General features: G+C 70.7%; 8 protein-coding genes, 1 tRNA gene and 1 pseudogene. 5 read left to right on the top strand and 5 right to left on the bottom strand.

All coding sequences use genetic code 11. The features are described 5' to 3' along the window. Nucleotides 1-477: 477 nt before the first annotated feature. Nucleotides 478-1,491, bottom strand: coding sequence for a LacI family DNA-binding transcriptional regulator (locus tag DQE82_RS08255; RefSeq protein WP_064445409.1), 1,014 nt, complete (start codon nt 1,489-1,491; stop codon nt 478-480). Between the two features lie 268 nt (nt 1,492-1,759). On the opposite strand from DQE82_RS08255, the gene DQE82_RS08260 reads away from it, so the two are divergent. The 4 genes from DQE82_RS08260 to DQE82_RS08275 all read left to right on the top strand — a co-directional run bounded on the left by DQE82_RS08260 (nt 1,760) and on the right by DQE82_RS08275 (nt 6,368). Continuing rightward, nucleotides 1,760-3,031 (top strand): ABC transporter substrate-binding protein, encoded by a 1,272-nt coding sequence (locus DQE82_RS08260; RefSeq protein WP_113972407.1) that lies wholly within the window; start codon nt 1,760-1,762, stop codon nt 3,029-3,031. Nucleotides 3,032-3,095: 64 nt separating this feature from the next. Further along, entirely contained in the window at nt 3,096-4,028 is a 933-nt protein-coding gene (locus DQE82_RS08265; RefSeq protein ID WP_030500465.1) for a carbohydrate ABC transporter permease, read from the top strand. Nucleotides 4,029-4,038: 10 nt separating this feature from the next. Continuing rightward, nucleotides 4,039-4,938 (top strand): carbohydrate ABC transporter permease, encoded by a 900-nt coding sequence (locus tag DQE82_RS08270; protein ID WP_043329848.1) that lies wholly within the window; start codon nt 4,039-4,041, stop codon nt 4,936-4,938. Then, on the top strand, nt 4,935-6,368 hold the full coding sequence (locus tag DQE82_RS08275) for a GH1 family beta-glucosidase (RefSeq protein ID WP_113972408.1): 1,434 nt from the start codon (nt 4,935-4,937) through the stop codon (nt 6,366-6,368). The genes DQE82_RS08270 and DQE82_RS08275 overlap by 4 nt, the downstream gene beginning before the upstream one ends. Before the next feature lie 87 nt (nt 6,369-6,455). On the opposite strand, the gene DQE82_RS08280 is transcribed toward DQE82_RS08275, so the two are convergent. The 4 genes from DQE82_RS08280 to DQE82_RS08295 form a co-directional block, all read right to left on the bottom strand. Further along, nucleotides 6,456-9,287: a right-handed parallel beta-helix repeat-containing protein gene (locus DQE82_RS08280; protein WP_113972409.1), complete on the bottom strand. Its 2,832-nt coding sequence runs from the start codon at nt 9,285-9,287 to the stop codon at nt 6,456-6,458. Then, on the bottom strand, nt 9,284-10,477 hold the full coding sequence (locus DQE82_RS08285) for a hypothetical protein (protein ID WP_147265129.1): 1,194 nt from the start codon (nt 10,475-10,477) through the stop codon (nt 9,284-9,286). Before DQE82_RS08285 ends, DQE82_RS08280 begins: the two co-directional genes overlap by 4 nt. Nucleotides 10,478-10,774: 297 nt before the next feature. Then, nucleotides 10,775-11,095, bottom strand: a complete 321-nt coding sequence (locus tag DQE82_RS08290; RefSeq protein WP_113972411.1) for a discoidin domain-containing protein — start codon at nt 11,093-11,095, stop codon at nt 10,775-10,777. 257 nt (nt 11,096-11,352) lie between these two features. Next, a tRNA-Leu gene (locus DQE82_RS08295) sits at nt 11,353-11,439 on the bottom strand. Between the two features lie 248 nt (nt 11,440-11,687). On the opposite strand from DQE82_RS08295, the pseudogene DQE82_RS31435 reads away from it, so the two are divergent. Next, nucleotides 11,688-11,813, top strand: a pseudogene (locus DQE82_RS31435) (hypothetical protein); the annotation flags it as partial. Nucleotides 11,814-12,774: the final 961 nt, after the last annotated feature.

Here is a 12,774-nt window from a genome sequence, read left to right on the forward strand (position 1 = left end):
CGACACCACAGTCGCCGCCCGACCGGAACCCACCCACGCGCAGGAGCAGCAGCCGCGACAGGAAGCAGCGGGTTGGATCAGCCCGATTCGGCTGGCGAACTCACGTACGCCTGGAAGGTTGCGGCTGTCGCGGCCGACTGGACGTGTTCGATGAAGTTGGTTCGGGATTCGCGTACCAGTTCGCTGGCATGCTGACGGCCCGGCGCTGGGCCGGGTTCCTCCGTGCTGCTGGTCGGGGCGTGGGGTTGCTGGGTCAGCCGGCGGGTCGCGGCAGTGCGGCGAGGCGGTTGAATGCGCTGGCCCCGCCGACCTGGCCCCGGATCATTCGCGCCACCGCCGGCCGCGACCTCGCCCAGGCACGGGTGTGACGCTCGAGGCAGGCCCGGTTGCGGGGTCGGTGACAGCGACTCCGACAGCAGCGACCGCGAGCAGCGGCACGATCCAGAGCGGGACGGCGCCGACGTCGCGCGGTTCGGGTCAGGTGGTGCCGCGGACGACGAGCGTCGTCGGCAACACGGTCGGCTTGGGCGGGTCGCCGCCGCCGTGCAGCATGGCGACCAGCGCCTCGGCGGCGGCCGTGCCGAAGCCGGGCTTGTTCTGGGCGACGGTGCTGAGCCCGGGCGGGATCAGCGCGGCCACCTCGATGTCGTCGAAGCCGACAATCGCAATGTCGTCGGGGATCCGTAGGCCGGCCGCCTGGGCCGCCCGCATCGCGCCGACAGCCATCTCGTCACCGGCGACGAACACCGCGGTAGGGCGGTCGTCGAGGGCGAGCAGCCGGTCCATCGCGGCGTGGCCGCCGTCGAGATAGAAGTCTCCCTCGACGACGTGGCCGTCGGCGAGCGGCAGGCCGGCCCCGGCCAGCGCGGCCCGGAAGCCGACGAGCCGTTCGGCTCCCGGCCAGGTTCGCAGCGGGCCGGTGATGGTGGCGATGCGCCGGTGGCCGCGTTCGACGAGGTGGCGCACGGCGAGCGCCGCGCCGCCGGCATTGTCCGAAGTGATGTAGGTCGACGTCGGGCCGTCGACCCGCAGGTCGAGAGCGACGCACGGCACCTGGGCTTCGACGAGGGCGAGCACGGCCGGGTCCCGGGTGCCGTTGTCGATGATGACCGCGCCGTCGAGGTTGTGCTGGCGGACGGCGCGCACGTATCGCTGCCCGTCGTCGGGCCCCGCCGCGTCGTGGCCGGCGAGCATGAGCAGGTTCAGCCCGTGCGCGCTGAGCGCCGTCTTGAGCGCGACGAGGATCTCCTGCAGGAATGGGTGGCGCCATCCAGGGCGGCGATGGTCGGTGTCCCATACCAGGCCCACCATGTTGGATTTCTTCGTGGCGAGCGTCCGGGCCGACCCGTTCGGCAGGTAGCCGATCTCGGCGGCCAGGTCGAGGATGCGCTGGCGGGTGTGCTGGCTGACGACCTCGGGGGTGTTGAAGACGCGGGACACGGTGGCGACGGACACGCCGGAGCGGCGCGCCAGCTCCCTGATAGTGGCCAATGTGGTGCCTTCTCTGTAACCGGTTTCACGACCGTAGCGCCAGCGATGTCCGTCGGTCAACCCGCATCGAACGTTATCGTTTCGTAACTTGACACCCCCTAGCCGAACCCGTTCACACTTCCCAGGAAGGGCGCTCGCCGGGCGGTCACCCGCAACTCGGCCGGCATCCGATCTTCATCCAACTCCACCCACCCCCACCACCATCGCTTCGCCGACAATGTAACCGGTTTCAGGTAACCGGTTACATCGCACGAAAGGGTTCCCTGGCATGCACCCAAAACGACTGTTGCGACTGGCGGCGGCCACCCTGGCCGCCGGAGTACTGCTGACCGCGTGTGGCACCGGCACCGAGGGAGGCTCCGGCGGCGGCAACGAAAAGATCACCCTGAACGTCAACCTGTTCGGCAACTTCGGGTACCAGGACCTGTACGCCGAGTACCAGAAGTCGCACCCGAACATCACGATCCAGGAGCGCACGGCCGCCTACAACGACCATCACCGCGACCTGATCACCCACCTGGCCACCGGCTCCGGCGCGGGCGACATCGAGGGCGTCGACACGGGCTTCATCGCGCAGATGCGCGAGCGGGGCAACCTCTTCGTCGACCTGGGCAAGGACCGCCAGTCCGAGTACCTCGACTGGAAGTGGGCGGCGTCGCTGGCCAAGGACGGCAAGCAGATCGGGTACGGCACCGACGTCGGCGGCCTGGCCATCTGCTATCGGCGTGACCTGTTCGAGAAGGCCGGCATGCCCTTCGACCGCGACCAGGTGTCGGCCGCCTGGGGCAGCGGCTGGGACCAGTACATCGAGTTCGGCAAACGGTACGCGGCGAAGGCCCCGGCCGGCAGCGCCTTCTTCGATGGCGGAGGCCAACTGTTCAACGCCATCATCGGCCAGGCCCCGGTCGGGTACTACAACGAGGACAACGCCATCGTCGTGGGCACCAGCCCCGATGTCCGAAAGGCCTGGGACCTGACGGTGAAGGCGATCCAGAGCAACCTGTCGGCCAAGCTGATCGGCAGCTCGCAGGAGTGGAACAACGGCTTCGCGAAGGACCAGTTCGCCACCATCGCGTGTCCGGCCTGGATGATGACCAAGATCAAGGACCAGGCGAAGCACGCCGCCGGCAAGTGGGACGTGGCGAGCGTCCCGGGCGGCGGCGGCAACTGGGGCGGCTCGTACCTCACCGTTCCCAAGCAGGGCAAGCACATCGAGGAGGCCAAGGAGCTCGCGGCGTGGCTGACCGCCCCGGAACAGCAGGCCAAGGTGTTCACCGCGCGGGGCAACCTGCCGTCCATCCCGGCTCTGTACGACAAGCCCGACATTGCCCAGTACAAGGACGCCTTCTTCAACAACGCACCGGTGGGCCAGCTCTTCACCACCGCGGCGAAGCAGCTCAAGCCCCAGTACCAGGGCCCGCGAGCCGGAGACGTGCAGACCACCATCCGCGACGCCCTCGTCCGCATCGAACAGGGCAAGCAAAGCTCCGACGAGTCCTGGAAGCAGATGGTCAGCGACGTCGAGCGCCTCGCCAAGTAACTCGACCCGCGCCGCCGGCGGTCGCCCGTGACCGCCGGCGGCGCCCGGCGACGAAGGATCGACGATGGCCACCTACCTCCACCAGGCCCGGCGGGCCGGCCTGAGCCGGCTCGACACCAAGGGCTCGCCCTACCTCTACATCCTGCCGTTCTTCCTGCTGTTCGGCGCGTTCGGGCTGTTCCCGCTGCTGTACACGGCGTACGTCTCGTTCAACGACTGGGACCTGCTCGACTCCGGGTCGCACCGCTGGGTCGGCCTCGCGAACTACCGCGAGATGCTGCAGGACGCGTACTTCTGGAACGCCCTGGGCAACACACTCAGCATCTGGGTGCTGTCCACCGTGCCGCAACTGCTCGCCGCGCTCTGGATCGCCCACCTGCTCAACCACCGGCTGCGGGCCCGCACCGCGCTACGGATGGGCGTGCTGCTGCCCAACGTCACCTCGATCGTGGCGGTGACGATCGTCTTCACCCAACTTTTCGGCCGCGACTTCGGCATGGTCAACTGGGCGCTCGGCCTCGTCGGCATCGGCCCGATCGACTGGCAGGCCAACACCTGGAGCTCCCACCTGGCCATCTCGTTCATCGTCGCCTGGCGGTGGACCGGCTACAACGCCCTCATCTACCTCGCCTCGATGCAGGCGATTCCGCACCACCTGTACGAGGCCGCCGACCTCGACGGCGCGTCGCAGGCTCAGCAGTTCAGGCGGATCACCGTCCCGATGCTGCGGCCGACGATCATCTTCACCACGGTGATCTCGACGATCGGCGGCCTGCAGATCATGGCCGAACCCCTGCTGTTCGCCAGTTCCCAGACGCCCACCGGCGGCTCCGACCGGCAGTTCCAGACCGTCGCCCTGTTCATGTACGAGCAGGGGTTCCGGGAGTTCCGCTTCGGCTACGCCTCGGCGGTCGCCTGGACGCTCTGTCTGGTCATCGCCATCTTCGCGATCATCAACTTCCTGCTCACCCGGCGCATCGCCAAGGACGAGGACTGAGGAGAACGCCGTGACCACCCTCGCGGACCCCGTACAGACCGGCACCACGCCCTCGCCGCCGCCACGCCGGTCCCACCGGCGCCGGAGCTTCGGGTACCCACGCAAGGCCTCGGTCTGGAGCTACGGCGCCCTGCTGGCGGTCGTGGCCGGGTCGGTCTTCCCGCTCTACTGGTCCATCGTCGTGTCCTCGCAGACCAGCGACGCCGTCACGAAGGTGCCGCCGGCCCTGGTGCCCGGCGGGCACCTCTTCGACAACATCGCGCGCGTGTTCGACACGACCGACTTCGGCCGGGCCCTGGTGAACTCCTTCATCGTCAGCGGCTCGATCACCGTCTCCGTAGTGTTCTTCTCGACCCTGGCCGGGTTCGCCTTCGCCAAACTGCGGTTCCGAGGCCGAAAGGCGCTTCTCGTCGTGGCCATCGCGACCTCGATGGTGCCGCACCAGCTCGGCATCATCCCGCTGTACATCCTGATGGCCGACCTCGGCTGGACCGGGCGCCTCACCGCCGTGATCGTGCCCGGGCTGGTAACCGCGTTCGGCGTCTTCTTCATGACCCAGTACCTCGGCCGCGCCGTGCCCGACGAACTGCTGGAGGCCGGCCGCGTCGATGGGTCCAGCACGTTCGGCCTGTACTGGCACATCGTCCTGCCGGCGGCCCGCCCCGCCGCGGCGGTGCTCGGGCTGTTCACCTTCATGCAGGCGTGGAACGACTTCTTCTGGCCGCTGGTCGTGCTGCAGGACAACGCGACCGTGCAGGTGGCGCTCTCCGCACTGGCCAGCGGCTACACCACCGACTACACCCTGACGCTGACCGGCACGTTGCTCGCCACGCTGCCGATCCTCGTCGTCTTCATGCTCCTCGGCCGGCATCTCGTCGACGGCATCATGCAGGGGGCGGTGAAGGGATGACCACCACATCCCAAGGCGCCGCCGCGGCCGCAACCCGGCCGGACCTGCCCGAGCTGCCGGACCTGCCGGCCGGCTTCATCTGGGGCGCGGCCACCGCGGCGTACCAGATCGAGGGGGCGGTCGACGAGGACGGCCGCGGGCCGTCGATCTGGGACACCTTCTGCCGCCGCCCCGGTGCCGTCGACGACGGCACCTCCGGCTCGGTCGCCTGTGACAGCTACCACCGCTGGCGGGAGGACGTGGACCTGCTGGCCGGCCTCGGCGTGGACGCCTACCGTTTCTCGGTCGCCTGGCCACGGGTCATGCCGGCCGGGCGGGGCGCGGTGAACCGACGGGGCCTCGACTACTACGACCGGCTCGTCGACGCCCTCTGCGGGCACGGCATCCGGCCGTTCGTCACGCTGTACCACTGGGATCTGCCCCAGGCGCTCGAGGACGAGGGTGGCTGGCGGGTACGGGACACCGCCGAGTGGTTCGCCGAGTACGCCGCCGCGGTGGCGGGCATCCTCGGCGACCGGGTCCAGGACTGGATCACGCTGAACGAGCCGTACTGCTCGTCGATGGTCGGCTACGCGGAGGGCCGGCACGCTCCCGGCACCGCCGAAGGACATGGCGCTCTGGCCGCCGCCCACCACCTGCTGCTCGGGCACGGCAGGGCGGTCGCCGCAGTCCGGTCCGCCGCCGGCCCGCGGTCGCGCGTCGGCATCACGCTCAACCTCTCCCCCGCCGTGCCGGCCAGCGATACCGAGGCCGACCGGGCGGCGGCGGATCGGCAGGACCTCATGCTCAACCGGCAGTTCACGGATCCGGTGCTGGGCGGCGCGTACCCGCCCGGGTTCGAGCGGCTATACGCCGGGGTGAGCGATCTGTCGTTCCGCCGGGACGGTGACCTGGCGGTGATCTCCACGCCGCTGGACTTCCTCGGTGTCAACTACTACTACCGGGTCCACGTCGCCGACGCCCCGTACGAGCAGCCCGACCCGGCGCTGCGCAGCGCGTTCGACATCGGGGTCCGGCAGCTACGGCCGGACGGGTTGCCCACCACCGACCTGGGCTGGCCGGTGGAGCCGCAAGGGCTGTTCGACACCCTGACCGGGCTCGCGGACCGTTACCCGGGCCTGCCTGCCGTGTACGTGACGGAGAACGGCTGCGCCGACCTGCGGGACGGACCCGAGCCGGACCCGGAACGGATCTCGTTCGTGGCCGGGCACCTGGCGGCGGCGGCGCGTGCGGCCGCCGTCGACGACCGGCTCGATCTGCGGGGGTACTTCTACTGGTCGCTCATCGACAACTTCGAGTGGGCCCGCGGGTACGGGCCCCGCTTCGGTCTGGCCCACGTCGACTACGCCACCGGATCCCGTACGCCCAAGGCCAGCTACCACTGGCTGCGTGACCGCTTGCGGGCGTGGCGGGAACGCACCTCCGCCTGAAGCGCCGCCCGCGGCTCGTGGCGGCAACGGTATGGGCGGTCACCCGGCACCGAACCGCCCCGGTTTCGGTGGAGTCGGGCTCTTCGATCATGAAGGCTGGGCGTGGGCGCCGGGCTCGCCTGGCGGGGCGTCGAGGGCCAGCCTCAGCGCCGCCTCGACCGGATAGACCGGGCAGTACAGCGGAGTGTCTGAGGCCGGCGGGGCCGCGTCCTTCACCTCGAACGCCTTTCGGGCCCGGCCGAGGTCCGCGAGCAGGTCGGCCACTGACGGTTCCTTCTTCGGCTCCGGGGGCGCCGCCTCGACGGGTGCCTCCGTCTTCGGCGCCGTGATCGAGACGCCGAGCGCCGCCGCGGCGGCGTTGAGCCCGTCCTTCGGCATCGCGGCGGCCAGCGCCGAGAGGCGGCCGACGGCCTGGTCGGCGTACGCGGCGTCGACCGGCACCGCCGGCAGCTCGAACCGGGTTCCGGTCTGCGCGCCGAACGGGGCGTCGCGGAACACCCGGTCGCGGTTCTCGGCGTCGACGAGCACGTGGCGGCCGTCGTGGAGGTCGGCGTACAGGTTGGCGGCGAGCACGTTCCCGTCGAGCAGCAGGTTCTGGTCGGGCACGGTCGCGCGGACGGCGATGCTGTCGGCGAAGGCGAGCACGTTGGCCTCGACCCGCATGACACCCCGGCCGGAGAGGTCCAGCAGGCAGCCGGTCGTGGACTGCCCGGTCGAGGCCCGGCCGGTGGGGTCGGCGGCGAACAGGACCGTGTTGCCGCGGATGGTCCAGGGGCCCGCGCCGGGTGCCTGGACACGGACGGCGGTGCCGCTCGTGTTGACGACCACGTTGTTCTCGAACGTCCCGTACGCCGCACTGAGCTGCACGGCGCAGTACGCCGCGTTGGCGAAGACGCAGTTGCGCACGGTGATGCCGCCGCTGCCGCCGCGCAGGTCGAGCAGCGCCGCCGACTGGGAGTGGCCCGCGTCGAGGGCGCCGCTGTCGGCGTACGCGTTGTAGGTCGCCCCGTCGAACATGAACCCGTCAAGGATGAGGCCCTCCCCCGAGTCCTCGCCGGTGAGCACCGGATCGCCGAAGATGCCCTTCGCCTTGGTCTCCGGAGTGAGCACGAAGCGCACGGGGTGTCGCCAGGGGTCGCGCGCGGCGAACTCGGCGTCCCACCCGCCCAGCAGCGTCAGGTTGCGTACGGGGATGCGCCATGTGCCCGACCGCAGGCGGCCCGTGTACTCACCTGCGGCGACGAGGATGCGGTCGCCCTCGGCGGCCTTTTCGAGAGCCTGGAACGGGTCGCGGAACGGCGCCTCGCGGCTGCCGTCCCCGCCGGAGGATCCGGCCCGCACGAACCAGTCGCGGCCGGCCGGCCGGGGCGGCTCGGGGGCCGTGACGTCGAGCACGGGCGCGAGGGAGTCGAGGACGATGGTGGCGCTCTGACGCCCCCCGGGCGGCGTGAGGCGATACATGCCGCGGAGCAGGTACGTGGACTCGACGTCGAGGCCGCGCGAATACCGTACGGCCTCCTCGGTCTGGTGATGGACGAGGCCGTAGCGCGGGGCGAGCGCCCACCACGGGCTGTTGTCGGTGCCGGGCTCGTAGACGGCGACGCCGATGTGCGTCTCCGCGAGCTCGGGGAGGATCTGCGTGTTCTGGTCGAAGCCGACCCCGGCCCGCACCTGCACCGGGGCTCCGGCGAGCGCCGGGTCGGCCTCGTAGAGCCGCGCCCAGTCGACGGCCTGGTACGACGGGCCGGCCGGGAGCTCGGTGAACGACTCCGGCGCCGCCAGGTCGGCGGGGTGCGCGCCCGGTGCCGCGCCGACCGCGAGGGCGAGCACCTCGGCCGGGGCGAGCCGGCGCATGACGGGCCGCTGAACATCACGGTCTGATGTGGACGACAGCTCGCCGAGGCCGGCCGATTTCCGCAGCGCGTTGAGGGCGGCGATCGGCGGGCGCTCGTACGTGACGGCGACGTCCACCGTGTACGTGTCGAGCCACACCGCCGGGAGCCCGGTCAGCTGTGGGTCGCCGACGGTGTTGCCGGCCGCCGAGCGCAGGCCGACGTCTTCGAGCTCCGCAGCGTACTCCTCGGTGAGCTCGGCCTCCGCGCCCGGCACCCGGCTGCGCACGATGTCGCGCGGTGTGGCGAAGAACAGGTTGCGGTCGATGGCGATCTGCCCGACGTCGCGCAGGCAGGCGACGGCCGCGTTGCCGCAGCCGACGAACACGTTCTCGGCGATCGCGGCAGCGCCGTTGACCCGTACGCCGACGGCCCGGTCGGCGCCGGAGCCGCGCGGTGGGTCGGAGTCGTCGTGGGCGAAGGCGAAGGTGTTGCGGCTGACCGCGGCCGGGGTCTCGGGGGCGCCGTCGCGGACGGTGAGCAGGCTGAGGCCGACGCAGTTGACGACGATGTTGTTCTCGAAGACCACGGAGTCGCCGCCGAGCTCGACGGCGCCGGAGCTGCCGTTGGCGAAGCAGCAGTCGCGGACGGTGATGCGCTCGCCGCGCAGGCTCACCAGCGGGCCGTCCCCGTAGGAGGCGCGCTGCAGGCCGCCCTGCTCGTCGTAGTCGTCGCGCCCGGCCCCGTCGAAGAACAGCCCGTCCAGGACGAGGCCGTCGTGGCCGCCGATGCCCTGGAGCATGTTCGGCTCGTTCGGGACGCGCAGTCCGGTCTTTGCCGCGAAGACCGTCGGTGTCTGCCAGGGGGTGCGGCGGGCGAAGTCGGGGCTGTATCCGCCGAGCAGGGTCAGCTCGGGGGTGTCGACGACCCACGAGGAGCGCTCGCCGCGCCCGGTATAGGTGCCCGCCGCGATGTGGATGCGGTCGCCGGGCGCAGCCTGCCGCAGCGCGAGCCACGGGTCGTGGAACGGCCGGGCCCGGGTGCCGTCGCCGACCGGGCCGCCCGCCGCGACGAAGAGGTCGGTCATGACTTCTTCACCTCGTCGTCGGCTTCCTCCGTCTTGTCCGCGAGCAGCTTGAAGCCCACCTTGACCGCGTCTCTGACCTGTGCGAACGCGGCGAGGCCCGTCTGCTTGTAGGGTCCCTCGGCCAGGTCCTTGACGTATTCCTCCTCGGTCGCCAGCAGCGACTCCAGGGATTCCGAAGCCTTCTCCAGCTCCTCGTTGAACTTCGCCAGCGTGCCCGGATCATCGGTCAGCTGGGCGAAGGCGTTGGTGCTCTCCTCCACGAGCGTGGGGAAGAGCTCGTCGTAGAGCTTGCTGGACTGCTCCTTGGCCGCCTCGGCCCGCGTGTCGAGCCCTCGGTCGAGGACGTTCTCCTTCATCCAGTCCCAGTCGGTGGCCCGGTAGTCGCCGGACGCGCCGATGCCGCGCCAGTTCCCCGCCGCCTCGGCGCCGCGGGCGAAGAGCTTGTCGATCCAGTCCTCGTCGAGCTGTTCGCGGGCCGCGGTCAGCAGCTTGATGTTGTCGACCACCGTCTGCTTCGCGGCACGCTTCTGCTTGGCCGCCATGAGGTTCTCCGCGGTGAGCTTCTCGAAGTTCTTGATCGCCTCGTTGGCGGCTTCCTTGGACGACGGGTCCTTCATGAAGAGGACGATCAAGCGGGCGCCCGAGGTCGGGAGGTATTTGACGAGCAGGCTCTTGACCGTGTCCTGGATGGAGCCGAGGTTCTTGAGGAGCAGCTGCTCGACGATCGCGTCGTTGCTGCGCGCGTTCTTGAGGTCCTCCTCGCACTTCTTGATGAGCGCGAGGTCGGCCTCCAGGACCTTGCTCATCAGCGTGGCGACCTCGGGGACGTCGAGCCGGGCGACCTGCGCCCAGATCTTGCGCTCCCCGGCGAGGAAGTCACGCGGGCCGACCGCGGTCCACCGTTCGTCGACGGACATCGCGTTGGCCTGGCTGTCCTCCAGCACCGACCGGATGTCCGATTCGAGGCGCTCCATCAGCGCCTCGGCCTGCTCGCAGTTGGTCTCCCACCGGTCGGTCAGGCCGTCATAGCCCGGTTGCTCCAGCTTGGAGAGCATCTCCTCGAACAGCTTCTCCCGATCGGTGTCGAAGCGTTCCAGCAGATCCAAGACCTTGTCGAGGATGTCCTCCTCGAACCCCGTGGCGCGCATCCGCTGCTCAACGAGCTCGCGGGCGTCATCGACATCTTCCACAAATTTCAGCGTAGGAGCCCTCGGTCACCCGAGGCAGTCGTGAACCCGATCCCTGCCAGATCAAGGATCCGACCTATGCCGCCGCTCGGTGAAGACTGACTCCGGAAGTCGTCGACTCTTCGGGAGTGCACCATGTCATCCCTGTTCAGCGGACCGATACTTGGTGTTCGTATGCGTCTTTTCCTCTGGCACCGGGAGGCAGCCGGCTCATAACGGCATGGGGTGCCCGCTCCGTGGCGGCCACCCCATGCCTTACCGTCCCGTGCGGTCACTCCCCCGGGAACGCACGGACGGGCCTCAGTTGAGGGCGTAGATCTCCGCGGCCGACGTCCACGGGTTGCCGGCGACCTCACTCACGGCACGCAGTCGCAAGTGCTGCCCGGTCTTCGCGGTGGACCGGACGTCCTTCTGGCTCGCGTCGTTGGCGAACGCGCCAGTGGCCACGGCCGTTCCCCAGTTGGTGCCGTCGGTGCTGACGTACACCTCGTACTGGCCAATGCGTCCGTTGACCGCGCCGGAGCCGCCATCCTGCCGGGGCAGGTAACGCAGGCCCGAAACGGAGTAGCTCGCGCCCATGTTCCGGCCACTGCTGTCGAGGGTAGCCAGGCCGTACACCATCGTGCCGCCGCGTGACGTCGGTAGCACAGGCAGGGGCAATGGTGGACGACGAGTGGCTCCACCACGCGGCCGATGCGGGCTCTGCTCCCGGTCCGACAGGCGCACGGGGAGGGATGACGGGAGCCACGGAACGATCAGCCACGACAATCGCCCTCGATCAAGACAGGCTCGATCGAGGGGGTCGCTGCGTTGAGATTTGCGTGGTCAAGCGTGCTTGACCACGCTAGTACGCGAAACACAGCATGGATGCTGCAAGTTGGTGTCCGAGGGGGGACTTGAACCCCCACGCCCTATACGGGCACTAGCACCTCAAGCTAGCGCGTCTGCCATTCCGCCACCCGGACCTGCACGTACCAGCCTACCCGGTCGGCCAAGGTGATCATCTCACCGCATCGGCCGGCCTGGCGGGCCGCACGGGGCATTACTGTACACGGCCCGGAACGATCATGCACATCAGCACCAACGCCGCACGTTTGCGCAGGTCAGAGGCCACAACAATCGGGTGGGTAGCGCGCAACTGACGATTCCGGGCAGCATTGCTCACGTGTCCCACCCCTCCCCGTTGATCGCCACCCAGCACCAGGCCCTCGCGATGCGGGCCGCCGGCGACCTGACCAGCGCCCGCCGCCTGCTCGCCGACGCGATCGTCGCGGCCCGCCCGGCGTACGGCGAGGACCACCAGGACGTCCTGGCCACCGGTCACCTGCTGGCCCGGCTGCACCGCGAGGCCGACGACCCGGCCGCCGCCCGGCGCGTACTCGAAGAGGCCTACGCCGCCGGCGAGCGCCGCCGGGGCGACGGCGACCCGCTGATGCTCGCGCTCAGCTTCGACCTCGCGGGGGTGGCCGAGGAGCTGGGCAACCGGCACGAGGCCCGCCGCAACTACAGCCGCGTGGCCACCGCCGGGTCCGCCGTGCTCGGTCCGGACCACCCCGCGGTACGCGCAGCCCGCCAGTACCTCGGCGGCTCCGCCGCCGCTCCCGCCGGCTACGGCCCACCTCCCGGCGGCTTCGCCGCCGCTGCCGGCACGCACCCCGGTCCGTCCCTGCCCGGGCACCCCGGTCCGCCCCTGCCAGGACCCCCCAACCCGGCTCTGCCGGGGCACTCCGGTCCGGTCGTGCCCGCACAGCCTGGACAGGTCCTGCCCGGTCCCGCTTCCCCCGGGCACTCCGGTCCCGCTCTGTCCGAGCCCACCGTGTCGCTGCCGGCGATCCCGCCGCCGTACCCGCCCGCGCCGACCCGACCCGCTGCCCAGGGAACGCCTGCCGCGGCTGCGCCGGTATCCGGCGCACAGTGGGCGCCCCGCCCCGGCCCGGCGTCCCCGGCGCCCGGCGCCGTGCAGTCGCCGTATCCCGTGCCGAACCCGCAGGGCACTCCCCCGCAGCCCGCCCCTCCGGTCCCGCCGCGCCAGCATCCCGCCGTGCGGCCGGACGGCTCGACGAGCCCGTGGGCGCCGCCCTCGCCACCCTCTGCGCCGTCCGAGGAGGCGACGACCCGCTTCGCGCCGATCTCCGAGGAAGCGACCTCCCGGTTCCCGGTAGTGCCCGCCGAACCCACCGCCCCGCTGACGCCGCCGTCGGCCGCCGGAGCTGCCCCGCAGATTCCCGGTGTCCGGCCGGTGCCCCCGGCCCAGGGTGTCACCCCCGTCGCGCCGGGAACGTACGGTCGGCAGCCCGCTG

Origin of the sequence: Micromonospora sp. LHW51205 (assembly GCF_003315815.1) — a bacterium.
In the GTDB taxonomy this organism is placed as follows: Bacteria; Actinomycetota; Actinomycetes; order Mycobacteriales; family Micromonosporaceae; genus Micromonospora; species Micromonospora chalcea.